Origin of the sequence: Streptomyces sp. NPDC052773 (assembly GCF_044547145.1) — a bacterium.
Lineage (GTDB): Bacteria > Actinomycetota > Actinomycetes > Streptomycetales > Streptomycetaceae > Streptomyces.
Map to the genome: position 1 here is coordinate 74,379 of NZ_JBITZX010000016.1, position 23,389 is coordinate 97,767.

At 74.6% G+C, this 23,389-nt stretch carries 18 protein-coding genes; 12 read left to right on the forward strand and 6 right to left on the reverse strand.

The features are described 5' to 3' along the window. Positions 1-96: 96 nt before the first annotated feature. A complete protein-coding gene (locus tag ACIG0D_RS29045) occupies positions 97-2,529 on the forward strand; it encodes a right-handed parallel beta-helix repeat-containing protein (RefSeq protein ID WP_399806540.1) in 2,433 nt (810 codons plus the stop codon). Positions 2,530-2,539: 10 nt separating this feature from the next. Here the strand turns inward: ACIG0D_RS29045 and ACIG0D_RS29050 are convergent, their stop codons facing one another. Then, positions 2,540-4,867: a hypothetical protein gene (locus ACIG0D_RS29050; RefSeq protein WP_399806543.1), complete on the reverse strand. Its 2,328-nt coding sequence runs from the start codon at positions 4,865-4,867 to the stop codon at positions 2,540-2,542. A gap of 331 nt (positions 4,868-5,198) precedes the next feature. Between ACIG0D_RS29050 and ACIG0D_RS29055 the strand changes: the two genes are divergently transcribed. Beyond that, positions 5,199-6,026, forward strand: coding sequence for a DeoR/GlpR family DNA-binding transcription regulator (locus tag ACIG0D_RS29055; RefSeq protein ID WP_399806546.1), 828 nt, complete (start codon positions 5,199-5,201; stop codon positions 6,024-6,026). A 177-nt stretch (positions 6,027-6,203) separates the two neighbouring features. Here the strand turns inward: ACIG0D_RS29055 and ACIG0D_RS29060 are convergent, their stop codons facing one another. Continuing rightward, positions 6,204-7,343 carry a PLP-dependent cysteine synthase family protein gene (locus tag ACIG0D_RS29060; protein WP_399806549.1) on the reverse strand — a complete coding sequence of 380 codons (1,140 nt, stop codon included), beginning with the start codon at positions 7,341-7,343 and terminating at the stop codon, positions 6,204-6,206. A gap of 314 nt (positions 7,344-7,657) precedes the next feature. Here ACIG0D_RS29060 and ACIG0D_RS29065 point away from each other — a divergent pair, with 314 nt between their 5' ends. Both ACIG0D_RS29065 and ACIG0D_RS29070 read left to right on the forward strand, forming a co-directional pair. Beyond that, positions 7,658-7,981 (forward strand): hypothetical protein, encoded by a 324-nt coding sequence (locus ACIG0D_RS29065; RefSeq protein ID WP_365766738.1) that lies wholly within the window; start codon positions 7,658-7,660, stop codon positions 7,979-7,981. A 192-nt stretch (positions 7,982-8,173) separates the two neighbouring features. After that, a complete protein-coding gene (locus tag ACIG0D_RS29070) occupies positions 8,174-8,758 on the forward strand; it encodes an ATP-binding protein (RefSeq protein ID WP_399806552.1) in 585 nt (194 codons plus the stop codon). 461 nt (positions 8,759-9,219) lie between these two features. Here ACIG0D_RS29070 and ACIG0D_RS29075 read toward each other — a convergent pair whose 3' ends face one another. Further along, positions 9,220-9,495 carry an SHOCT domain-containing protein gene (locus ACIG0D_RS29075; RefSeq protein WP_399806554.1) on the reverse strand — a complete coding sequence of 92 codons (276 nt, stop codon included), beginning with the start codon at positions 9,493-9,495 and terminating at the stop codon, positions 9,220-9,222. A gap of 285 nt (positions 9,496-9,780) precedes the next feature. Here ACIG0D_RS29075 and rox point away from each other — a divergent pair, with 285 nt between their 5' ends. The 7 genes from rox to ACIG0D_RS29110 all read left to right on the forward strand — a co-directional run bounded on the left by rox (position 9,781) and on the right by ACIG0D_RS29110 (position 16,476). Further along, entirely contained in the window at positions 9,781-11,208 is a 1,428-nt protein-coding gene (rox, locus tag ACIG0D_RS29080) for a rifampin monooxygenase (protein ID WP_399806556.1), read from the forward strand. A 147-nt stretch (positions 11,209-11,355) separates the two neighbouring features. Further along, entirely contained in the window at positions 11,356-11,943 is a 588-nt protein-coding gene (locus ACIG0D_RS29085) for a TetR/AcrR family transcriptional regulator (RefSeq protein ID WP_399806558.1), read from the forward strand. Between the two features lie 11 nt (positions 11,944-11,954). Continuing rightward, a complete protein-coding gene (locus ACIG0D_RS29090) occupies positions 11,955-12,539 on the forward strand; it encodes a DUF4865 family protein (protein WP_399806561.1) in 585 nt (194 codons plus the stop codon). After that, complete coding sequence (locus ACIG0D_RS29095; protein ID WP_399806563.1) at positions 12,536-13,447, forward strand: phosphotriesterase; 912 nt, start codon at positions 12,536-12,538, stop codon at positions 13,445-13,447. Before ACIG0D_RS29090 ends, ACIG0D_RS29095 begins: the two co-directional genes overlap by 4 nt. Before the next feature lie 113 nt (positions 13,448-13,560). After that, the gene (locus ACIG0D_RS29100) at positions 13,561-14,145 is read left to right on the forward strand and encodes a TetR/AcrR family transcriptional regulator (protein WP_399806565.1); all 585 of its coding nucleotides are present in this window, start codon (positions 13,561-13,563) and stop codon (positions 14,143-14,145) included. Positions 14,146-14,257: 112 nt separating this feature from the next. After that, a complete protein-coding gene (locus ACIG0D_RS29105; RefSeq protein ID WP_399806568.1) occupies positions 14,258-15,646 on the forward strand; it encodes an MFS transporter in 1,389 nt (462 codons plus the stop codon). 65 nt (positions 15,647-15,711) lie between these two features. Further along, on the forward strand, positions 15,712-16,476 hold the full coding sequence (locus ACIG0D_RS29110; RefSeq protein WP_399806570.1) for an SDR family NAD(P)-dependent oxidoreductase: 765 nt from the start codon (positions 15,712-15,714) through the stop codon (positions 16,474-16,476). A gap of 49 nt (positions 16,477-16,525) precedes the next feature. On the opposite strand, the gene ACIG0D_RS29115 is transcribed toward ACIG0D_RS29110, so the two are convergent. Together ACIG0D_RS29115 and ACIG0D_RS29120 are read right to left on the reverse strand one after the other, a co-directional pair. After that, positions 16,526-17,767: an ROK family protein gene (locus ACIG0D_RS29115; protein WP_399806573.1), complete on the reverse strand. Its 1,242-nt coding sequence runs from the start codon at positions 17,765-17,767 to the stop codon at positions 16,526-16,528. A 27-nt stretch (positions 17,768-17,794) separates the two neighbouring features. Next, a complete protein-coding gene (locus tag ACIG0D_RS29120) occupies positions 17,795-18,448 on the reverse strand; it encodes an alpha-ketoglutarate-dependent dioxygenase AlkB family protein (protein WP_399806576.1) in 654 nt (217 codons plus the stop codon). 68 nt (positions 18,449-18,516) lie between these two features. Here ACIG0D_RS29120 and ACIG0D_RS29125 point away from each other — a divergent pair, with 68 nt between their 5' ends. Beyond that, the gene (locus ACIG0D_RS29125) at positions 18,517-19,653 is read left to right on the forward strand and encodes a methyltransferase (RefSeq protein ID WP_399806800.1); all 1,137 of its coding nucleotides are present in this window, start codon (positions 18,517-18,519) and stop codon (positions 19,651-19,653) included. Between the two features lie 95 nt (positions 19,654-19,748). On the opposite strand, the gene ACIG0D_RS29130 is transcribed toward ACIG0D_RS29125, so the two are convergent. Continuing rightward, positions 19,749-23,360, reverse strand: a complete 3,612-nt coding sequence (locus ACIG0D_RS29130) for a hypothetical protein (RefSeq protein WP_399806579.1) — start codon at positions 23,358-23,360, stop codon at positions 19,749-19,751. Between the last annotated feature and the right edge of the window lie 29 nt (positions 23,361-23,389).

The window sequence follows — 23,389 nt, forward strand, 5'->3', positions numbered from 1 at the left end:
CTCCGGTCAACCCACGGTCCGCGCGCACGCTACGGTGGACCGGCCGAACCCTTCGGCATCGACCCGCGTACGACGAGGTGGGGGCACGACAACGCCATGGCACAGGGCACGGTCCAGGTGACGCACACCGGCACGTCGCGGTGGCGGCGCCGCACAGGTGAGTACGCATCGCTCGCCGCCGCCCTGGAGGCCGCGGCCGACGGTGACGTGCTCACCGTCGCCCCCGGCACCTACCGGGAGAACCTCGTCGTGCGCCGCGCGGTGACGCTGCGCGGACCGGAGGGCTCCCCCGGTTCGGTGCGTATCGCGCCGGCCGACGGCGTGCCGCTGACCGTGCGGGCCTCCGCCGTGGTGCAGGACCTGCACGTGGAGGGCCAGGACGCCGCGGCGCCCGCCCTGCTGGTGGAGGACGGCACCCCGGAGCTGGTGGACGTCCGGGTGGTCACCCGGTCCGCCGCCGGGATCGAGGTGCGCGGCGCGGCCCGGCCGACCCTGCGGCGCTGCACCGTCGACAACCCGGCGGGCATCGGCATCGCCGTGGTGGACGGCGGGGGCGGGTTGTTCGAGGAGTGCGAGGTGGTCGCGGCGGGGCAGGCGGGCGTCGCGGTGCGCGGCGGTGCCCGTCCGCGTCTGGAGCGCTGCCGGGTGCACCACGCCTCCGGTTCGGGCCTGACCGTCACCGGCGAGAACTCGGCGCTGGAGGCGCTGGGTTGCGAGGTCTACGAGGTGCGCGGCAGCGGCGTGCAGATCACCGGCCGCGCCACCGGGCACCTCACCGACTGCGATGTGCACCGCACGACCGCGGACGGCGTCACCCTCGACACGGACGCGGTGCTCACCCTGGCCGACTGCCGGATCCACGACATCCCGGAGAACGCGGTCGACCTCAGGTCCCGCTCGGTGCTGACGCTGACCCGCACCAGCGTCCGGCAGTTCGGGCGCAACGGCCTGTCGGTGTGGGACCCGGGCACCCGCGTGGACGCCAACCAGTGCGAGATCTTCGACAGCACCGGCGACTATCCGGCGGTGTGGGTGAGCGACGGCGCGACCGCGGTCCTGGACTCCTGCCGGGTGCACGACGTACCGGACGCGCTGTTCGTCCTCGACCGCGGCTCCCGCGCGGACGTCGTCGACAGCGACCTGTCCCAGGTGCGCAACACGGCCGTGTCGGTGAGCGACGGCGCGACCGCTCAGCTCGACGACTGCCGTATCCGGGACGCGGCGACGGGCGCCTGGTTCCGCGACCACGGCAGCGGCGGCACGCTGAACAACTGCACGCTGGACGGCACCCAGACGGGTGTGATCGTCACCAAGGGCGCGGACCCGGTCATCGAGCGGTGCACGGTCGAGTCGCCCTCGGAGGCGGGCTTCTACGTCTCGGCGGGCGGTCGCGGCACCTTCCAGAACTGCCGGGTCACGGGCAGCGGCGGCTACGGCTTCCATGTGATCGACGGCTGCCGTACGACGCTCAGGAAGTGCCGTACGGAGCGGTGCGCGCGCGGTGGTTACGAGTTCGCGGAGGGCGGCCCGGACGCGGGCGCGGGGCCGGTCGTCGAGGACTGCACCAGCGACGAGAGCGCGAGCCTGAGGGTGCCCACGGCGCCGGAGCCCGCCGTGCAGACGGTGGGCGCATCCCCCGGGCTGCTGAGCACGATCCCCGACCAGCGGCCCACCGAGCGTCCGCCCGCCGCTGCGGCGGCGCCGTCGCGGCCGCCGGCCCGGACGTCCAAGGACGTGCTCGGCGAACTGGACGCCCTGGTGGGCCTGGAGAGCGTCAAGCGCGAGGTGCGGGCGCTGACCGACATGATCGAGGTGGGCCGGCGCCGGCAGCAGGCCGGCCTGAAGGCGGCCTCGGTCAAGCGGCATCTGGTCTTCACCGGCTCCCCCGGCACCGGCAAGACGACGGTCGCCCGGCTCTACGGCGAGATCCTGGCCTCGCTGGGCGTGCTGGAGAAGGGCCATCTGGTCGAGGTGTCCCGCGTGGACCTGGTCGGCGAGCACATCGGCTCCACGGCGATCCGCACCCAGGAGGCCTTCGAACGAGCCCGCGGCGGTGTGCTGTTCATCGACGAGGCGTACGCGCTGTCGCCGGAGGACGCGGGCCGGGACTTCGGCAAGGAGGCCATCGACACCCTGGTGAAGCTGATGGAGGACCACCGCGACGCGGTCGTGGTGATCGTCGCCGGGTACACGGCCGAGATGGAGCGCTTCCTGTCGGTCAACCCCGGCGTGGCCTCCCGCTTCTCACGCACCATCACCTTCGGCGACTACGGCCCGGAGGAGCTGCTGCGGATCGTGGAGCAGCAGGCCGAGGAGCACGAGTACCGGCTGGCGCCGGGAGCGGCCGAGGCCCTGCTGAAGTACTTCACGGCGATCCCCAAGGGACCCACGTTCGGCAACGGCCGCACCGCGCGGCAGACGTTCGAGGCGATGGTGGAGCGGCACGCGAGCCGGGTCGCCCAGTTCGACGAGCCGAGCAAGGACGACCTGACCCTGCTGTACGCGGAGGATCTGCCGGACCTGCCCTGAGCGGGTCCGCTCAGGGCGCGCACGGGGGCCGCTGGCCCGGCAGGTCGGTCCGCAGCCGGGCCAGCAGCCGCTCGCGTTCCTCGGCGAACGCCGGGTCCGCCTGGTAGTCGGAGTGGCCGAGGACGGGCGCGGGCAGCGGGTGGTCGTCGGTGCGGCCGTGCGCCAGGGGGTCCTTCAGCGGGGCGCGGTCGACTTCGGGGCCGCCGTCGGCGGGCACGCGGACCGGGCCGCCGATGGGGTCGGTGAGGCGGTACAGATTGCGCCAGCAGTCGACCTCGCGGTGCAGGGCGCTCAGCGCGGCCGGCCCGAAGTGGGCGGGGAACCAGCGGCCGTACAGCCGCTCCAGCGGGGAGCCGTACGTCAGCAGGGCGACCCGCTTGCGGGTGGCCGGGGAGAGCTGCCAGGCGGTGGCGGCGGCGAGGACGCTGCCCTGGGAGTGACCGGAGAGGACCAGCCGCCCGCCGGTGGTGCGGGTCCAGGTGTCGATCCGCCAGGTCAGGTCGGGCACCGCCCGCTCGGCGTAGCAGGGCGGGGCGAAGGGGTGGGCGGCGCGCGGCCAGAAGGTGCCGACGTCCCAGAGGATGCCGATGGTGCGGCGCGCGGAGGCGTCCTTGTAGGCGCGCCGGCCCCAGGTGACGAACAGTATGAAACCGAGTCCGATGAGCCAGGAGCCCAGTGCCTGCGCGGTCTCGGCGGCGCCCTGGACGAAGCCGTAGGCGTCGCGGGTGGCGCGGCTGGGGGTCTGTCCGGTGACGAGGGCACCCACCAGCGCCCCGGCGCCCAGCAGCAGGGTGGAGGCGGAGACGACGGCGACGAGGAGGGGGCCGCGGTCGGTGAGGGAGGCCAGCGCGCGGACGCGGGCGATGCGCCGGGTGCGGTCCGGCTCCTGGTGCTCGCCGGGGTAGTCGAGGGCCACGGCCTCGCGTTCGGTGCGGGCCAGCCGCACGGCGCGCCGGGCCAGTACGCCGCAGAGCACGAGCACGACCAGGAGCAGCGGCGGGATCACGGACGCCTGCCAGGTGAGCAGGACGGGCGGGCCGGGGATGACGGCGTGGGTGCCGTCCAGCCAGTCGGCGACCCGCTGGGACACTCCGCCGGACATCACCCCGCCGAGGGCGCAGGCCAGCATGGCGACGGCGGGCCCGCCGAGGCCCTTGAGGGCGGCGCGGGCGTCGGGCCGGCTGCGGTGGAGCAGGTGGGCGACGACGGCGAGGGCGATCACCAGCACGCCCTGGACCAGGTTGATGCCGCCGAAGGCCGCGTCGCCCGGCAGCCGCCCGGAGGACTCCCACGCCGGGCGCTCCCACCCGGCGTACACCAGGGCGAGGGCGAGGAGGACGAGCGCGACGAGCGGCAGCCGGCGGACCAGGGACTCGTCGGTCTGCTGGTCGAGGCGGCGCTCGCTGCGGCCCCGCAGGCAGACCACGGCGACGGCGACGATCGCGACGCCGAGCAGGGCCGCCGTCAGCAGCAGGCCCGCCGCGTCGAGCGCGGCCGGTCCGCCGGGCGCGCGGTCGTGCTCGACGGCGGGGCCGATGGTCGCGGACGCCACCGTCAGCAGTCCGGCGGCGGTGTGCGCGGCGCGCAGCCGGGCGCCCAGGCGCCGCCCGTACCAGAAGCCGGGCCGGGCCAGCGCGGTCGGCGCGTCGTCCTCGGCGGTCCGGGGAGCGGGGGTGAGGGGCAGCTGGGACTCGTAGGCGTTCCAGGTGCGCAGGGAGAGGTACCAGAGCAGGCCGACGAGGGCGGTGGGCAGCAGTGCGGCGAGGGCGAGGCGGCGGCCCGGCAGGCTCCACCAGCCGCCGTCGGAGACGGTGGGTGACAGGAAGCCGATCCAGGAGTGCCGTTCGGCGCACGCGGAGGTGCCCGCGCACTGCCAGGCCGCGAGGTCGAGGGCGACCTCGCAGGCCGCCGCGGTCAGGAGCACCGTCAGGGTGAGTCCGGTGAGCCGCACCAGCAGTCCGTGGAACCGGATCGCGCGCGGGCGGCCCTCGGCGGCGGGGCGCATCCAGTGGGCGAGGTTGACCACCATGAACGGCAGTAACAGCAGCCACAGGGCGCGGGCGCCGTTGCCGGAGGTCAGGTTGCACCAGACGTACGCCTCGGGCACCGGGCGGCCGTCGGTTCCGGCGTTGCGCGCGGCGTCCTCGACGTCGGCGGTGCGGCGGAAGACGGCGGCCGTGTCGTCGCCGGCGACGCGCGTCGTGCGCGGATCGTCCAGCATCCGCTCCGGTGTGGTGCCGCCCACTCCGTGGACCAGCAGTTCCAGGGCTGCTCCGGGCCCGGCGGGGCCGGTCGCGGCAGCCGTTTCGGTCAGGGCACGTTCCTGTGCGTTCTCCACCTGTGGCACTTCCCCCGTGACGCACCGTCGGCAACTCTCGTCCGTGCGGGCACCAGGATGTCCGCCGGACGGATGGCATACCCCCATCGTCACGGAATCTCCCCGATACGGGTCACGGATGAGCGACAGATGAGACACAGGTGACATGTGCGCGTCCGGCAGCCGATGGCGCGGCCCGACCCGGCCCGTGCGAGGATGGGACGCCCACGCACCGAGGCCGCAGGATACGTCCTCGTCGGCGCGGGTGCGCCCGGTCCGAGCGGAGGAGCTGAGCCGGGGCCCGGGGGTGCGAGGGCGTGTCGAAGGTTTGAGGGAAAGGACCGGAGCGTACGTGAGCGAGAATCAGAACCTCCTCGCGGAGCAGCGGCGCGCCCTGATCCTGGACGAGGTGCGGCGCCGCGGCGGCGTCCGCGTCAACGAGCTGACCCGCAAGCTCGGTGTGTCGGACATGACGGTCCGGCGCGACCTCGACGCGCTGGCCCGGCAGGGTGTGCTGGAGAAGGTGCACGGCGGCGCGGTGCCGGTCGCGGAGGCGAGTACGCACGAGCCGGGCTTCGAGGCGAAGTCGGGTCTGGAGCTGTCCGCCAAGGAGGACATCGCACGGGCCGCGGCCGAGCTGGTCCCACCGGGTGCCGCGATCGCGCTGTCGGGCGGGACGACGACGTACGCGCTGGCGCACCGGCTGCTGGACGTGCCCGATCTGACGGTCGTGACCAACTCGGTGCGGGTGGCCGACGTCTTCCACTCGGCGCAGCGCACCTCGGGGCAGCGCGCCGGCGCGGCGACGGTCGTACTGACCGGCGGGGTGCGCACCCCGTCCGACTCGCTCGTGGGCCCGGTGGCCGACCAGGCGATCGCCACGCTCCACTTCGACGTGCTGTTCCTCGGCGTGCACGGGATATCGGTCGAGGCCGGTCTGTCGACGCCGAACCTCGCGGAGGCGGAGACCAACCGGCGTCTGGTGCAGTCCGCGCGCCGGGTGGTGGTGGTCGCCGACCACACCAAGTGGGGCACAGTCGGCCTGAGTTCGTTCGCGACGCTCGACCAGGTCGACACCCTGGTGACGGACGCGGGGCTGCCGGCGGAGGCCCGCGCGGAGATCTCCGAGCATCTGCGGCTGGTGGTGGCGGGCGAGCCGGACGAGGGCACGGAGGGCTGACGCGCGTCAGCGGGGGCGACGCTCCCGTCGACAGGGGGCGTCCGCGTGGCGGCCCGTCGGCTGCGTCGGGTGGGGCCCGACTCGGCCGAGAGTGCGCCCGTACGGCTGTCTTCGCGCGGGAGCGCCGCCCGGAGCCGATCCGGTCCGAGGCGTACGCCTCCCGGGTGTCCGGCCGGTCTAGTCGGGCCACACGCCCGTCGCCAGCAGGGACTCGATCGCGGCCGTGTACGGGCGGATGTCCAGGCCCTGGTCGGCGAGCCAGGCGTCGGAGTAGTACTTGTCGAGGTAGCGGTCGCCCGGGTCGCACAGCAGGGTGACCACGCTTCCGGTACGGCCCTCGGCGACCATCTCGGCGACGATCTTCAGCGCGCTCCACAGCCCCGTGCCGGTCGAGCCGCCCGCCTTGCGGCCGATGGCCTGTTCCAGGGCGCGCACGGCGGCGACGCTGGCCGCGTCGGGGACCTTCATCATCCGGTCGACCGCGCCGGGTACGAAGCTCGGCTCCATCCGGGGGCGGCCGATGCCCTCGATACGGGATCCGCAGTCGCAGGTGACATCCGGGTCGCCGGTGGTCCAGCCCTCGAAGAAGCAGGAGTTCTCCGGGTCGGCGACGCACACGCGGGTGTCGTACTGCATGTAGTGGACGTAGCGGGCGATGGTCGCGGAGGTGCCGCCGGTGCCGGCCGTGGCGACGATCCACGCGGGCTCGGGGAAACGCTCCAGGCGCAGCTGGCGGAAGATCGACTCGGCGATGTTGTTGTTGCCGCGCCAGTCCGTGGCCCGTTCCGCGTAGGTGAACTGGTCCATGTAGTGACCGCCGGTCTCGGCGGCGAGGCGGGCGGACTCCGCGTACATGGTGCGCGGGTCGTCGACGAAGTGGCAGCGGCCGCCGTGGAACTCGATCAGGCGGATCTTCTCGGCGCTCGTCGTGCGCGGCATGACGGCGACGAAGGGCACGCCGATGAGCTTGGCGAAGTACGCCTCGGAGACGGCCGTGGAGCCGCTGGAGGCCTCGATGACCGGGCGGTCGGGGCGGATCCAGCCGTTGCACAGGCCGTAGAGGAAGAGCGAGCGGGCCAGGCGGTGCTTGAGGCTGCCGGTGGGGTGGGTCGACTCGTCCTTCAGATACAGGTCGATGCCCCAGTGCTCGGGCAGCGGGAAGCGGAGCAGATGGGTGTCGGCGGAGCGGTTGGCGTCCGCCTGCACCTTGCGGACGGCGTCTTTCAGCCAGTCGCGGTAGGCGGGGTCGGTCCGGTCGACGTCGAGGGTGTCGAGGGTGGCGCCGACGGGGGGCTGCTGAGGGGTGCGGGTGCTCACGACGGGGCTCCTTAGGCTGCGCGCCGACGGCGCCTCGCGCGGCCGACACCCCGATGATAGACACCTTCCGCACGCTTCTCACCTGCATAAACGCATCTTTGGAGGGCTCAAAGGCAGGCTGCGGGAACAGTCGTGCGAGGGGGCGGGCGGGGCGCGGGGCGGGGGCGCATTCGGGTGAGTGCTCCGGGTGTCCGGTGCGCCCGGCACATGCGCACTGGTGCTCGATGCGAGGCCGGGGCAGACTGCACCGGGGGCGGGGTGATGCCGCCCGGTCGGGCCCACGCGTGACGACGCGACAAGGGGGCGTTGAGGGCATGGCGGAGCCGGAGTTCACGGCCACGGGCGTGCGGATCGGCAAGGGGCTGCGCTCGCTCACCCGGGCCGGTCAGGTCCGGATCAGGCGCGGCCGGCTGGAGTTGCTGACCAGCTACGGCAGCGAGATCGACAGCGCGCCGGTGCAGGCGGTGCGGGCGTCGCGGCCGTGGTTCGGTTCCGACGGGCGGGCTCTCGCCGACCTGAACGGCAAGCGGTATCTGCTCACCCTGGGCGAGCACGACCCGGCGCCGGGTGAGCCGGGGCCGCCCGCGGTGGGCCGGTTCATCGAGGCGGTACGCCGGGCGGCGGGTCGCGGCGAGTGAGATGACGGGGACGTCTGTGAGTTGCGCCACCGCACCCCCTGGGTCACGCTGGTCTCACGTCACTCTGGGTTTACCGGCGATAACGCTGCGAACCAGCCCGCCGGGCACGACAGCAGGCGGCCGTTTCACGCGGGCTCCCTGCTGGATCCGAACTCCGTGTTCTTCCGGACCTCACGTCGGGGAGTCGCAGCCGTGATCAGTTACCCAAGCAGACACTGCACGGTGGAGCTCCAAGCCCTGCCGTCGCGGATCGGCCAGGTCCGCAGAATCGTTTCTGCGCAGTTGCGCTACTGGCATATGGACGCCTTGATAGACCGGGCTCTGCTCGGTGTGACCGAACTGCTCACCAACGTCCACCGTCACGCCCAGCCCGACAAGATGTGCACCGTGGAGATCGAGCTGCTGCTCGACCGGCTGAAGGTCTCGGTGCGCGACCACGATCCCCGCCTCCCGGTGGTCGGGGACGCCGAGTCGCTGGCCACCTGCGGGCGCGGGCTCGCGATGGTGGCGGCGGTCAGCGAGAGCTGGGGTGCGCGGCCGGACGGCGAGCAGGGGAAGGTCGTCTGGTTCACCCTGCCGACGCCGTCTCCCACCCGCAAGGCACCCCCGCGCCCGCCGCGCCGCACGGACACCGAGCCCTCCCCCCGCCCGCCGCGCCGCACGGACGCGGAGGCCCCCGTCCACCGCTTCCCCGAGGTCGAGCCCGTCGGCGGCACGGAGCCCGTCGACGCACGCCGACCCGCTCCCGCTCCCGCCCGGTCGGCCGTTCCCGGTTGATCGGGCGGTGAGGGGCGCGCGCTTCGGAAGCGCGTGCCCTTTCAGGGTGGGGTGCGCTTCGGGCGGGTGGCGTTTCGGGCGGGCGTGCCCACCAGGCGGGGCTGCCCTGCGGGGCGGGCGTGCACTTCGGACCGGGGTGGGCTTCCGAGCGGGGCGTGCGCTGCAGGCGGGCTGCTCTCCGGACCGGGCGTGCCCACCAGGCGGGGCTGCCCTCCGGACCGGGCGTGCCCACCAAGCGGGGCTGCCCTGCGGGGCGGGCGTGCACTTCGGACCGGGGTGGGCTTCCGAGCGGGGCGTGCGCTGCAGGCGGGGCCTGTGCTTCCAGGCGGGGCCTGCCCCCAGGGCTGCGCCCTGGCCGCACCGAGTGACGCCAGTAGGGTGCGGCGCCGCGGGGGCGTGGGCCCTTGGCGCCCTCTTTCCGCCGGGCGCCCCCGGGCACGGCCCCTCCCCCATCGGCGCCGTCACTTCCCCCCTCCCCCACGGCCGAACTGCTCCTCGAGGACCGACAGTCGGCGCCAGTACTCCTCCTCGTCGATCTCGCCGGAGGCGAAGCGGCGGCCGAGGACGGTGAGGGGTGAGGGGTGGTCGGTGGAGGCAGGGCGCCAAGGGGTGGCGCGGTGCCACGCGGTGCGGCGCAGGAGGGTGATGGCGGCGATCATCACGGCTGCCCAGAGGAGGGGCGTCAAGAGGATCCAGGCGCCGGGGCCGGCGTCGCCGAGGTGGGCCAGGGTCTGCATCGTGGGTCGTCTCCCGAGTCGGTTCGTCCGGCTGGGCCGGAGAGGGTGATGAGTCGAGCCTGACTCCGGGGAGGGGGGCGGGGCGTCATACGGCCGGCGGCAGTGGGCGTACTTCGTCGGGAGTAGCAAGAAGCCAGAAAGCCGCGGAAAACGACGAAGGCAAGGAGTCACGTACTCCTTGCCACTCTCAACGTATAGCGCACCGGGGGGCTTGCGGCAAGGCCCCGGTCGTCGCGCAGAATCTCCGGCCTGGACCGGAGTGCGCGGGAGAAACGGGGTGTGGGGATGATCGACGTGGTCGTGGTCGGGGGCGGGCCGACCGGGCTGATGCTGGCGAGTGAACTGCGGCTCCACGGTGTGCGGGTGGTGGTGCTGGAGAGGCTGGCCGAGCCGACCGAGCAGTCGCGCGGGCAGGGCCTGCACGCGCGCAGCGTCGAGGTGATGGACATGCGCGGTCTGCTGGACCGGTTCCTGGCGGTCAGTGAGAAGTTCCAGGTGGGCGGCCTCTTCGGCGGGATCACCAAGCCGTGGCCGGAGCGGTTGGACACCGCTCACCCGTACGGCCTGGCCACGCCGCAGCCGGTCACCGAGCGGCTGCTCAACGGGCGGGCCCTGGAGCTGGGGACCGAGATCCGGCGCGGCTGCGAGGTGGTCGGGCTGGCTCAGGACGAGGAGGGTGTGAGCGTCGAGCTGGCGGACGGTACGCGGTTGCGCTCGCGCTATCTCGTCGGGTGCGACGGCGGGCGCAGCACGGTCCGCAAGCGGCTCGGCGTCGGCTTCCCCGGCGAGCCCGCCACGGTGGAGACGCTGCTGGGCGAGATGGCGTTGACCGAGGATCCGGAGACGATCGACGCCGTGGTCACGGAGGTCCGCAGGACCCAGCTGCGGTTCGGTGCCGCCCCGCTCGGGGACGGGATGTACCGCGTCGTCGTGCCCGCCGACGGGGTGCACGAGGAGCGGACGGCGCCGCCGACTCTGGAGGAGTTCCGGCGGCAGCTGCACGCCGTCGCAGGTACCGACTTCGGCGCGCACGCGCCGCGCTGGCTGTCCCGGTTCGGCGACGCCACCCGGCAGGCCGAGCGTTACCGGGTCGGCCGGGTGCTGCTCGCCGGGGACGCGGCGCACATCCACCCGCCTGCCGGCGGGCAGGGGCTCAACATCGGTGTGCAGGACGCGTTCAACCTCGGCTGGAAGCTGGCCGCCGCGGTGGCCGGCTGGGCACCGGCGGACTTGCTGGACAGCTACCACGCCGAACGGCACGCGGTGGCCGCCCGTGTGCTGCGGAACACCCGCGCGCAGATCGCGCTGATGGGCACCGATCCGGGCGCGACCGCGCTGCGGGAGCTGTTCACGCGGCTGATGGACTTCGAGGAGGTGAGCCGGTACGTGACCGGGATGATCACCGCGGTCGACGTCCGCTACGACTTCGGCGAGGGCCACGAACTGCTCGGCCGGCGGATGCGGGACCTGCCTCTGAAGCGGGGCCGTCTCTACGAGTTGACGCGCACCGGCCGCGGGTTGCTGCTGGACCAGACCGGCCGGCTCTCGGTGGCGGGCTGGGCGGACCGGGTCGACCACGTCGTCGACGTCAGCGAGGAGCTGGACGTGCCCGGGGTGCTGCTGCGGCCGGACGGCCATGTGGCCTGGGCCGGAGAGGACCCGCGGGAACTGCTCGACCGGATGCGGAGGTGGTTCGGCGCGCCCGTCGGGTGAAGTCGGATGAATGCGCCCGTCGGCCAGACGCGCCCCTCGTCGACGCGCCCCTCGTAGACGCGCCCCTCGGGTAGACGCGCCCGTCGGGTGAAGGCGCGGGGAAGGCACTCGTTGGAGCGAAAGCGCTCGACTTCTGTAACTACCAGTATGTACAGTCACTTCATGAGCACCTCGGAGCGACTGATCGACGCCACCCGTGAGCTGCTCTGGGAGCGCGGCTACGTGGGCACGAGCCCCAAGGCGATCCTGGAGCGGGCGGGCGCCGGACAGGGCAGCATGTACCACCATTTCAAGGGCAAGCCGGATCTCGCGCTGGCCGCGATCCGGCGGACGGCCGAGGAGACGCGGGCCACCGCCGAGGCCGTGCTCGGCGGGCCGGGGACGCCGTACGAGCGGATCGCGGGGTATCTGCGGCGCGAGCGCGACGTGCTGCGCGGCTGCCCGGTCGGACGGCTGACCATGGACCCGGACGTCATCGCCAGCGACGAGCTGCGCGCCCCCGTGGACGAGACGCTCGACTGGCTGCGCGAGCGGCTCGCCGGGATCGTCGAGGAGGGGCGAGAGCGGGGCGAGTTCGCGCCCGGCCTCGACGCCGAGGCGGTCGCGGCGACGATCGTCGCGACCGTCCAGGGCGGTTACGTGCTCGCCCGCGCCTCCGGGCTCCCGTCCGCCTTCGACGCGGGGGTGCGCGGCCTGCTCGCCCTCCTCGCGCCGCCCGCCGAACCCACCGCCTGAGGAGCCGTCCGGTGCACGCGATGCAGTACGAGGTCACCCTGCCCGCCGACTACGACATGGACGTCGTCCGCGCGCGCGTCGCCCGCGTCGGACACGCCCTCGACGACTGGGAGGGGCTGGGCTTCAAGGCGTATCTGATGCGGGAGCGCGGGGTGTGGGGCTCGCCGGTCAACCAGTACGCGCCGTTCTATCTGTGGAACACCGTGCGGGGCATGAACTCCTTCCTCTGGGGCGGCGGTTTCCAAGGACTCAGCGACGATTTCGGCCGGCCCGTCGTACGGCAGTGGACGGGTCTCGCCTACGACGAGGGCGGCGCCGCCGGTGCGCCTGCGCGGGTCGCGGTGCGCGAGCGCCGGCCGGTTCCGGAGGGTGCCGTGGCCGGCGAAGCCGCCGAGGAGGCGGTGCGCGAGACCGCACGGCTCGCGGTGCGGGACGGCGCGGTCTGCGCGGCGGCGGCCGTGGACACCGCCCGCTGGGAGCTGGTCCTCTTCTCGCTCTGGGCGGGCGACACCCCCGAGGCGGACGGCGACGTGTTCCGGGTGCTGCATCTGTCGGCGCCGGAGCGGGCACGGCTGCCGCGGGGCCGGCAGTGGTGAGCCGGGTCCGTACGGTGCTCGGGGACGTACTCCCCGGGCAGCTGGGCGTCTGCGACGCGCACGACCATCTGTTCCTGACCAGCCCTCAACTCCCCGGCCAGGAGCTGCGGGACGTGTCCGCGGCCCGCGCGGAGCTGGCCGCGTTCCGCGCGGTGGGCGGCGGCAGCGTGGTGCAGTGGACGCCGTACGGCATGGGACGGCGGGCGGCCGAGCTGCCGGGGCTGTCCCGGGAGACCGGGGTGCGTGTGGTCGCGGCGACCGGACTGCACCAGGCCGCGCACTACGACGACGCCACGCTGGACGGGCTGCGCGGGCGGCTCGCGGAGGTCTTCGTCGCCGAACTCACCGAGGGCATCGGCGCGTCGGGCGTGCGGGCGGGGCTGATCAAGGTGGCGGGCGGGTTCCACGCGCTGGACGCGCACGCCCGCTGGACCATGACCGCGGCGGCCGAGGCCCACCACGCGACCGGCGCGCCCGTCGCCGTCCACCTGGAGCTGGGCACGGGCGCGCTCGACGTACTGGACCTGCTGTGCGGCGAGTCGGATGTGCCGCCGCACCGGGTGATCCTGGGGCACCTCAACCGCTCCCCCGACCCGGTCACCCACCGCCAGGCCGCCGAGTCGGGCGCGTATCTGGCCTTCGACGGGCCCTCGCGGGCGCACCACGCCACGGACTGGCGGATGCCGGACGCCGTGCGGCGGCTCGCCGACGCCGGGTTCGCCGACCGGCTGCTCCTCGGCGGTGACACCACGACGTCCGCCGCCCGCTCGGTCCACGGCGGCCCCGGGATGCCGTATCTGCTGCGCCGGGTACGGCCGAGGCTGGAGGCCGAGCTGGGGCCGGAGCTGGTCGCGCGGGTGCTCACGGAGAATCCCGGCCGGGCGTTCGCGGTGGACTGGGCGTCCTGAGCACCAGGTCGCGCGGGGACGCGATGGGCCGACGGGCCGACCGGCACCCGCCTCGCGTACCGACTCCCCTTCCATACTTGACCGCTCGTTCTTGAATCGCCTAGGGTCACGGCATGGCGAGGAGCAAGGAATTCGATCCGGACGCCGTTCTGCAGTCGGCCCTCGAACTGTTCTGGCAGCGGGGGTACGAGGCGACGTCCATGGCGGACCTCGTCGAGCACCTCGGGATCGGGCGCGCCAGCATCTACGCCACCTTCGGCAACAAGCGCGATCTGTACCTGAAGGCGCTCGACCGGTACGGCCAGTCCCAGAACCCCTTGCTGCTGCACGAGTTGTCCCAGCCGGGGCCCGCCCTGCCCGCCGTGCGCACGGTCGTCCGGCGGTTCGCGGCCGAGGCCATGGACGACGCCCGCCGCGCGGCCGGGTGTTTCATCACCAACACGGCGGCCGAGCTGGCCCCGCACGACACCGCCGCGGCCCGGCGGGTCGAGCTGAGCTGGGAGCACGTGGAGACCCTGCTGCACTCGGCGCTGGTGCGCGCCCAGGCCCAGGGCGAGTTGCCCGAGGAGCGCGATCCGCGGGCGCTGGCCCGGATGCTGCTCGTGCTGATGCAGGGGCTGCGCGTGGTCGGCAAGGCGTCGAGCGATCCGGCGCGGGTGCGGGACGCGGCCGAGCAGGCGCTCGCGCTGCTGGACTGAGCCGGCCCCGAACGATCCGGTCGCCCTCCGGGGCGGTCGCTTTTCGCCGCCCTGATACTTGACCGATCGATCCAGAAAGAGGAGGCGCATGACCAAGCAGGAGGGGGGACTAATGACCGCGGTCGACGCCACTGAGGCCGGCCCCGGCCGTGTGCGTGCCACGCGCTCGGCCTTCGCGCTGCTCGGCTCCTTACAGGTCACTCTGATCTTCACGCTGGCCGCCGTCGCGGTGCCCCTGCCCGAGATCGGCCGCCGCTTCGGGCTGGCGCGCGAGGAGCTGATCCTGCTGAGCGCGTCCTACGGGCTCGCCTTCGCCGGGCTGCTGCTGTTCGGAGGCCGTCTCGCCGACCGGTACGGCGGGCGGCGGACCCTGCTCGCGGGTCTGCTGCTGTTCGGCGCGGCCTCGGTCGCCGCGCCGCTCGCCCCGGGGTATCCGCCGCTGCTCGCAGCCCGGTTCGCGCAGGGCGCCGGTGCCGCTTTGGTCGCGCCGGCCGCCATGACCGTACTGCGCACCCTGTTCCCCGCACCGCCCGCCTACCGGCGCGCGATGGCGACCTGGGGCGGGTTGTCGGTGCTCGGCGCCACGGCGGGCAACCTGCTCTCCGGCGTCATCTCGGCGCTGCTGTCCTGGCGTTGGGCCTTCGCGGCACCGCTCGCCGTCACGGTCCTGGCCCTGCCGCTGGCGCCGCGCCTGCTCCCGGCCGACGGGCCACAGGCCCGCGACACCTCCGACACCCACCACGCCCGCCGGCCCCGCCTCGACCTGCCGGGCGCGCTGCTCGCGACGGCGGGCATCGTGGCCGTCAGCTACGGACTCGTCCTCACCGACGCCCATCCCTGGACCTCGGCGCACGTGATGGGACCGCTGCTCGCGGGCGGGGCGCTGCTCGCGGTGTTCCCGGTCGTGGAGCGGCGTACGACCGACCCGCTGCTGCCGCCGGGGTTCCTGCGCGACGCGCGGCGGGCGCTGGGACTCGTCGCCACGGCGCTGACGGCGGCCGGGACCAGCACCGTCTTCGTGCTCTTCTCCCTCCATCTCCAGCAGGAGCGCGGCTGGTCGGCGTTGTCCGCCTCGGCGGCGTTCGTGCCGTTCGCCGTGGTGCTCGTCGTGTGCGGACGGCTGGCGGGGCGGCTCGTCGCGTGGCGCGGGCCCGGCGCGGTGACCGGCGGCGGGCTGGCCGCGGGTGCCGCGGGGCTCGGGCTGCTCGCGCTCACCGGGTTCGACGCCGGAATCCCGTACGGCTACGGCGTACTGCCCGGCCTGGTGCTGCTGCCCGCCGGGGCCGCCGCCGCGTTCGCCGGGGCGGCCGTGCTCGCCACCGACCGGGTGCCCGCCGCCCGGACCGGCCTCGCCGGCGGGGTGCACAACACCGCGATGGAGGTCGGGCCGACCCTCGTCCTCGCCCTGTTGCTGGCCACCGGCGGCGACCGGGCGAGCCTCGCCGTGGCGGCCGGGCTGTTCGCGCTCGCCGTCCCACTGCTGCGCCTCGCGCGCTCCTGACCACCGACCCGATCGACACCACCGACCCGATCGACGTGATCCCTTGATACGAAAGGCAGTTCACCATGTCCCGTAAGCGTTTCACCGACCGCACCGTCCTCGTCACCGGCGCCGGGTCCGGCATCGGCCGGACCACCGCCCTGGCGTTCGCGGCCGAGGGAGCCCGGGTCGTCGTCGCCGGGCGGCGCCTGGCGGCGCTCGACGAGACCGTCGCGCTGATCGAGGCGGCCGGCGGTACGGCGCTCGCGTACACCGCCGACGTGAGCCGCGCCGACGACGTGGCCGCTCTGGTCCGGACCGCCGTCGACCGGTTCGGCTCGCTCGACGTCGCCGTCAACAACGCGGGCGTCTTCCGCGGCGGGCCGCTGCCCGAGATGTCCGAGGAGGACTGGCGGACCGTCTGGGACGTCAACGTCACCGGCGTCTTCCTCGCCATGGCGGCCGAGATCCGGTGGATGCGCACCCAGCCGGGCGGCGGCACGATCGTCAACGTCGCCTCCAACCTGGGCGTGCACCGGCAAGTGAACGGCACCACCGCCTACGCCGCGACCAAGGCGGCCGTCACCTCGCTCACCCGGGGCGCCGCCCTGGACCACATCGGCGAGGGGGTGCGGATCAACGCGGTCAGCCCCGGGGCGTCCGACACGGCCATGTCGCTCCTGCCGGGCGAGACCGAGGAGGAGCGGGCCGTACGGATGAAGGAGCAGTCGCCGCTGGGCCGGGTGGCCGCCACGGAGGAGGTGGCGCAGGCGGTGCTCTATCTGGCGTCCGACGACGCCGCCTCCCTGGTCGGCACCGATCTCGTGGTCGACGGCGGCGCGTCCCTCTGAGGCCGGGTTCTCTCTGAGGCCGGGGTTCCTCTGAGGCCGGGGCCGGGCGTCAGCCCGACAGGGCCCCGAGCGGGTCGTCCAGTACCGGCTGCCACGCCAGTTCCGCCGCGCCGACCAGGCTGTTGTGGTCGAGGGTGCAGGGCAGGATCGGGACCCCGCCGCTCCGGCCCCACAAGCTGCGGTCGGCGACGACGGCGCGCAGGCGGTCGGGGTCCGTGTCGAGGAGGGTGCGGTGCAGGCCGCCGAGGATGATCCGGTCCGGGTTGAGGATGTTGACCAGCCCGGCGAGGCCCAGGCCCAGCCGGTCGATCAGCGCCTCGGCGGCCGTGCGGACGGCCGGGTCGTCGTACTCCTCGCGCAGCAGGTCGTTGGCCTGCTGGAGCAGCGACACCTCGGGTCCGGGCGCGCGGCCCGCGGTGGTGAGCAGGGCCAGCGGGTCGGCCTCGACGTCGAGGCAGCCGCGGCTGCCGCAGTGGCAGGGGCGGCCCTCGGGGTTGACGGTGAGGTGGCCGACCTCCAGGGCGAGGCCCGAACTGCCGGAGTGCAGGCGCCCGTCGAGCACCAGCGCGCCGCCGACACCGCGGTGCCCGGTGGCCACGCACAGCAGGTCGCGGGCGCCGCGCCCGGCGCCGTGCCGGTGCTCGGCGAGCGCGGCGAGGTTGACGTCGTTGGCGGCGAAGGCCGGTCCGGTGAGGCCGGCGGCGCGCACGCACTCGGCGAAGATCTCCCGTACCGGCGCGCCCGCCGGCCAGGCCAGGTGGAGCGGGTTGAGCGCCAGGCCCTCCGGCTCGGCGACGGCGGACGGCACCGCGAGTCCGGCACCCACGCAGCGCCGCCCGGTCTGCCGCAGCAGCTCGGCGCCCGCCTCGACGACCGAGCCGAGCACCTTGGCCGGGTCGGCGTCGACGGTCTCGCAGCCGGGCGCGGTGGCGACGATCCGGCCGCCGAGCCCGACGAGGGCGGCCCGGAAGCCGTCGGCGTGCACCTGCGCGGCGAGCGCGACGGGCCCGTCCTCGGCGAGCCGCAGTCGGTGCGAGGGGCGGCCCTGGGAACCCGCGGCGGCACCGGGCCGGGCGTCGACCCGGATCAGGCCGAGGGCCTCCAGCTCGGCGGCGACCGCGCCGGCCGTGGCGCGGGTGACGCCGAGTTCGGCGGTGAGCACGGCACGCGTGGGCGCCCGTCCGGTGTGCACGAGCTCCAGCGCGGGTCCGAGCGCACCGCGCCCCCGGTCCAACCGCGCCCTCGAGGTGGTCCCTTCCCCCGCCGGCCGGGGGTCAGCCTTGCCGCTCATGAGAGTGAGTCTCCCATGATCCGCCGGTCAGCCGGCCGTCGGGAAGCCGCTCACGCGCAGCGTCACGTTGAGCCGTCCCCGCAGTCCCAGCCAGGGCGGCGCCGTCCCCGGGTGCACGCGCGGCACGCCGTGGTAGGCGAGCCGGGAGGGCCCGCCGAACACGAACAGGTCACCGCTGCGCAGCTCGACGTCCGTGTACGGGCGGGTGCGGGTCTCGGTGTTGCCGAACCGGAAGACGCAGCTGTCGCCGAGGCTCAGGGACACCACCGGCGCGTCGGAGCGCTCGTCGGCGTCGCGGTGCATGCCCATGCGGGCGTCACCGTCGTAGAAGTTGATCAGGGCGATGTCGTACGGCGGTGTCTCCCGGCCGAGTGCCTCCCGCGCGGCGCGCCGGGCCAGGGCGTCCAGCCACGCGGGGAACGGTTTCACGGGCGCGCCGTCGCCGTCGACGACCGTGCGGGCATAGGCGTACGGGTACCAGTGCCAGCCGAGGCAGACCTGGCGGGCGGTCATGGTGCCGCCGCCCGGGGTGTGCACCGTGCGCAGGCCGGCGGGCGGGCGCGCCCAGTCCCGGCAGGCCGCCAGCAGCGCGCGCTGACCGTCCGGATCCAGCCAGTCCGGGACGTGCACCGCGTCCGGCGCGACGTGCGCGCGGGCTCGAGGGAACAGCTCGGCGTCCATGCCGTCCATCCTCCCCCACCGGCCCTGAGCTGCGGCTCGGCTAGGGTTGACACACGATGAACGACCGTATGACGACCCCCTGGGGCGAGCTGGCGCTCACCCGTTTCCCCGAGGACCCGCGCGAGAGGCTGCGGGCCTGGGACGCCTCCGACGCGTATCTGCTGCGGCATCTCGCGGCCCGGGAAGCGCCGCTCACCGGTACGGTCGTGATCGTCGGCGACCGGTGGGGCGCGCTGGCGACGGCGCTCGCGGAGCACGGGCCGACGCAGATCACCGACTCCTTCCTCGCCCAGGAGGCGACCCGGGCGAACCTTGCGCGGGCCGGGGTGCAGCCGGGCACCGTGCGGCTGCTCACCACGCAGGACGCACCGCCCGAGCGGATCGACGTGCTGCTGGTGCGGGTGCCGAAGAGCCTGGCGCTGCTGGAGGACCAGCTGTCGCGGCTGGCGCCCGCGCTGCACGCGGACTCGGTGGTCGTCGGCACCGGCATGGTGAAGGAGATCCACACCTCGACGCTGCGGCTCTTCGAGCGGATCGTCGGCCCGACCCGGACCTCGCCGGCCGAGCAGAAGGCGCGCCTGATCTTCTGCACGCCGGACCCGTCGCTGTCCCGTCCCGAGAACCCGTGGCCGTACCGCTACGCGCTGCCCGACGGGATCGGGCCCGTCTCCGGGCGTACGGTCGTCAACCACGCGGGGGTGTTCTGCGCGGACCGGCTCGACATCGGCACCCGGTTCTTCCTCGGGCATCTCCCCGAGACCCGCGGGGCGCGGCGGGTGGTGGACCTGGGCTGCGGCAACGGGGTCGTCGGTACGGCGGTGGCGCTGGCCGATCCGCAGGCCGAGGTGCTGTTCGTGGACGAGTCGTTCCAGGCGGTGGCGTCCGCGGAGGCCACCTACCGGGCCAACGGGGTGCCCGGGCACGCCGAGTTCCGGGTGGGCGACGGACTGGCCGGGGTGGCGTCCGACAGCGTCGACATCGTCCTCAACAACCCGCCGTTCCACTCCCACCAGGCCACGACGGACACCACGGCCTGGCGGATGTTCAGCGGCGCCCGGCGGGTGCTGCGACCGGGCGGCGAGCTGTGGGTCGTCGGCAACCGGCATCTCGGCTACCACGTGAAGCTGCGGCGGCTGTTCGGCAACAGCGAGGTCGTCGCGAGCGACCCGAAGTTCGTGGTGCTGCGGGCGGTCAAGCGGGGCTGAATCCGGTCCCGCCCGACGGCCGGTGGTGGTCGGTGTCGGCTTGGGACGCTTGGCCGGCCGGTCGCGGGCCCGGTACTGCGACGGTGGTTGCCGTACTAGGCGGCGAGCAGCGCCTCCACCGTCGAGTTCGGATCCCACTCGGGGTCCAGGCCGGTCAGCCGCTCGGCGACCCGGCCCCAGGCTGTCGGGTCCGTGCCGAGTCGGGCGCGCACGAGGTCCGCGAGGAGCGTGCGGGCCTCGGCGGCCTGGGGCGGGGCGTCCGTGCGGCGGGCGGCGGCGCCCAGGTAGGCGAGCAGGAGCGCGGCCGGAGCAGCGAGGCGCACCAGGTCTGCGCCGTCGAGCAGCCCCGCCGTGAGCAGCCCGTCCAGCTGGGTGGTCGGCGCGCAGTGGAACTGGCCGCCGAGCCCGTGCCGGGCCCGCTCCCGGGTGAGCCGCGCGCTGCCGGGCAGGCCGTCGGGGCCCGGCTCGGGCAGCAGCGCCGCATGCCGTAGTCTCACGTCCTCGGGGACGCCGTCCAGGCGGACGATGTCCTGCCAGTACGGGAGCGGTTCCTGGGCGTGGGCGGCCTCGAGAGCGGCCCAGTCCACGGGCTCGCCCGGCGGGCGGGACTCGACGAGGTCGCGTGCGTGCGCGGCGTGCCGGGCGCGCCTCAGCTTCCTGACGAGCTTCTCCGGCGCCAGTTCGCGCTCCAGCCGGGCGCGGAGGACGGCGGCGGGGTCGGCGGACGCCAGGGCCTTCGCGCATACGGTGGTGGCGGAGCGTCCCAGCACGTCGCGTCCCACGAGCCGCGCCAGCCGGTCGGCGCCGCCATGCTCGAGCAGGCGCACGCAGCCGAGCAGTTGATGCCCGAGGCCGAGCCGTGAGCCCTCTCTTTCCAGCAGTTCCTGCACGAGGTCGGGTTCGGCGGAGCACAGCCACATCAGACCGCCGGCCGGCCGCGCGGCATTCCCGGCACGCCAGTCGGCGAGCACCCGGGCGCCCAGGGACGGCCGTCCGGCGTCGGGCCGGGACCGGGTCACGATCCGCTGGACGACGGGCCGGGGATTCCAGTGCCGCAGCAGGGCGAGGTCGACCTCGGGGTCGTCGAGCTCGACCAGGCGCTCCACCGCGCCGCTGCGCTTCATCCAGCGCGACTGGGCGGCGAGGACGCGCAGCGCGTCGTGGTCGCGGTCCGTGAGCAGCCGGTCGAGGACGGCGCGGGGTGTGCGGTCGTGGCGCAGCAGATACGCGGCGAGCAGCCAGGGTGCGTCGGGGCCGAGCCGGGGCAGCACGGCGTCGACCACCTCGGAGTCGGCGAGGCAGAGCAGGGTGCCCTCCGGCCAGGCCCACAGATGGTCGCCGCGCTCCAGCAGCTTGATGGCCTCGTCGGGCGTGGTCGGCCTGGGCCTGCCGATGGAGGTTCCCGGGCGGTCTTCAGGGCTCGCACCGGATTGCGCGCGCTCCAGCAACTGCGCCCAGGTCGGATTCTCCGAGGCGGCTTCGGATGCCGTCACGGTCGCGGCCAGGCGGAGCCAGGCGTCGGGGTCGGTGCCGAGTTCGGCGCGCAGCCGCCGGGCGAGCGCGGCCCGCCACGCTTCGGCGAACGCGAGCCGCCGCCAGTCGTACGGCAGCAGGAGCAGGCGCCGGGCGGGCAGCAGGGAGAGCAGCTCGTCGGCGGGCAGGACGCCCTGGACGTAGGCGCGTTCGATGTGCTGCGCGCCGGATCCGTACGTCTCGGGGAGTCGCGCACGCACCTCAGCGAGGTGGGGCGCCTCATACACGACGCCGTCCCGTGAGGCGGGGATGCCGTGGGCGGCGCAGGCGAGGGCGAACCAGCGAGGGGTGGCGAGGCCGGGCGCGGTCGCCGGCTCGTACATGGTCAGTGCGCGCAGCACCTCGGGGTCCTTCGGTCGGGGCGCACCGTCCGGGGCGAGGGAGTACAGCAGGTCGAGCGCGGCCAGAGCGTGCATGCGCTCGCGCCGGTGCGGAGGCCGTCGGGATGGGGGTTCCGAGGTCGGCGGTACGGCAGGTTCCGAGGCCGGTGGCACGGCGGGTTCCGAGGCCGGTGGTACGGGCTCGGCCGCGGACCGGGGCTCGGCGGCGCCCTCGGCCGGTGGTTCGGCCCGGACCGGCCTGTCGGGCTCGGCCGGTGGTTCCGGCGCAGCGGTCACGCCCCCGGCCTTCCCTGCCGTGGCGATCAGCTCCGCGACCGTTCCCCTGTGCTCTGGCAGCAGGACGTCGAGCACGTCCCAGGCTCGCTCCCGCTCCCCCAGATGCGTCTGCGTCAATGCCCTCAACTCGGCGACCGCCGCCGTGCCCAGCAGGTCTCGTTCGGCGAGGCGGGCGAGCGCGGCCAGGGCGTGGACGGCAGGGCGCGCGGTGGCGATCAGCTCGACCGGATCGAGGTACCCCGCCACTGCCATGCCCTCCGCCCAGACGGCGGCGCTGTCGTCGAGTTCCTCCTCGGTGAGGCGCCGCGCGGGCGGCGTGGTGTTCCCCGCGCGACGGCCCGCGGCCCGCCACGGCTCGTTGAGGACACTCAGCCGGAACGCCTCGCGCTGTGCGTCGCTCGCCGCCTCGTGACGGGCCAGCTCCTCGCAGGCCTTGGGCATGAACGGAGTCGCGGCATGCGCCTCGGTGAGGGCGTCGAGATCGTGGGCGTACGGCTCGGACAGGAGGTCGCGCAGGGTGCTGGTGCCCCGGGCGGTGGCGAGCAGCGCGGGCAGCCGGGCCGGATCCTCGTACGGCTCGCACCGCGCGCGCAGCCGGTGCGGCCCGTCGCCGTCCGGGGCGGCCAGGGCCTCGCTGACCGTGTCCACGACGGTCCGGCTGAGCCAGGCGGCTGCGGCGGGATCGTCGAGGAGGGCGCGTACGGCGTCCGGACCGCTGCGCTCCCAGATCCGCAGCAGCGCGTACTGCCGGGCGACTTGGCGCACGCCGCACCGCAGCGCCGGCACCACGAGCTGCGGGTCGCCCGAGCCGAGCAGCGGGGCGAGCCAGGTGCGCGGGACCTGGCCGTGCGGCGCCGTCAGCTCGGCGCGCAGAGCGTTGTCGAGCGGAACGGTGTCGAGCCGGTCCACGATCGTGCGGCGCAGGGACTGCGTGGTGCGCGGGTTGCGGTAGACGGCTGCGGCGACCTGGGCGTCGCCGACCGCGACCAGCCGAGCCAGGACCCGGGTGTCGAGCCGGGGATGGCGGGCCAGGGCCGCCCGGGTGCGCGTGTCGCCGTGCTCGACGACGGCGGCGACGAGGGTGGGCGCCGGGTGAGTCCCGCCGGCCAGCAGCTCCGTCGTCACCCGTTCGGGCAGGGCGGCGAACGCGGCGGCGGCGTGACGCGGCTCCGCGTGCTCGAGGAGCAGGCCGAGCGTGCGGTGGACACTGCGGGGCGCGGGCGGCCGGAGCGTGTCGTCGGACTCCGGCGGCACCGGCGGCGCGGCGAGCAGCTCGGGCAGGCTGCCGCCGTACCCGACGAGTGCGTCGTGCAGCCCTCGCCAGCGGGTCCCGTCCGCACCGAGATGACGCTCCGCCAACTGCTTGAGGCAGGCGGACGCCTCGTCGTCGACTCCACCCGCAGCGGCGACCTTGGCAGCCACCGAGCGCGCGGGCCGCGCCCGCTCCACCACGCGCAGCGCCGCACCACTCCCCGGACCCGCGTCCTCCGCCTCCTGGCCAGCCCCGACCATCGCGCGCAGCAGCCGCCCGGCCGCCCCCACCTGCGTCTTCGTCATGGTCGCCATGCTAGACACGGCCACTGACA

What these genes read in the sequence shown, in the direction of transcription:
- ACIG0D_RS29125 (WP_399806800.1), top strand. Translation starts at nt 18,517, where the DNA reads ATGACGACCCCCTGGGGCGAGCTGGCGCTCACCCGTTTCCCCGAGGAC.
- ACIG0D_RS29115 (WP_399806573.1), bottom strand. Translation starts at nt 17,767, where the DNA reads ATGAGCGGCAAGGCTGACCCCCGGCCGGCGGGGGAAGGGACCACCTCG.
- ACIG0D_RS29075 (WP_399806554.1), bottom strand. Translation starts at nt 9,495, where the DNA reads ATGCAGACCCTGGCCCACCTCGGCGACGCCGGCCCCGGCGCCTGGATC.
- ACIG0D_RS29120 (WP_399806576.1), bottom strand. Translation starts at nt 18,448, where the DNA reads ATGGACGCCGAGCTGTTCCCTCGAGCCCGCGCGCACGTCGCGCCGGAC.
- ACIG0D_RS29045 (WP_399806540.1), top strand. Translation starts at nt 97, where the DNA reads ATGGCACAGGGCACGGTCCAGGTGACGCACACCGGCACGTCGCGGTGG.
- ACIG0D_RS29100 (WP_399806565.1), top strand. Translation starts at nt 13,561, where the DNA reads ATGGCGAGGAGCAAGGAATTCGATCCGGACGCCGTTCTGCAGTCGGCC.
- ACIG0D_RS29105 (WP_399806568.1), top strand. Translation starts at nt 14,258, where the DNA reads ATGACCGCGGTCGACGCCACTGAGGCCGGCCCCGGCCGTGTGCGTGCC.
- ACIG0D_RS29130 (WP_399806579.1), bottom strand. Translation starts at nt 23,360, where the DNA reads ATGACGAAGACGCAGGTGGGGGCGGCCGGGCGGCTGCTGCGCGCGATG.
- rox (WP_399806556.1), top strand. Translation starts at nt 9,781, where the DNA reads ATGATCGACGTGGTCGTGGTCGGGGGCGGGCCGACCGGGCTGATGCTG.
- ACIG0D_RS29110 (WP_399806570.1), top strand. Translation starts at nt 15,712, where the DNA reads ATGTCCCGTAAGCGTTTCACCGACCGCACCGTCCTCGTCACCGGCGCC.
- ACIG0D_RS29085 (WP_399806558.1), top strand. Translation starts at nt 11,356, where the DNA reads ATGTACAGTCACTTCATGAGCACCTCGGAGCGACTGATCGACGCCACC.
- ACIG0D_RS29065 (WP_365766738.1), top strand. Translation starts at nt 7,658, where the DNA reads ATGGCGGAGCCGGAGTTCACGGCCACGGGCGTGCGGATCGGCAAGGGG.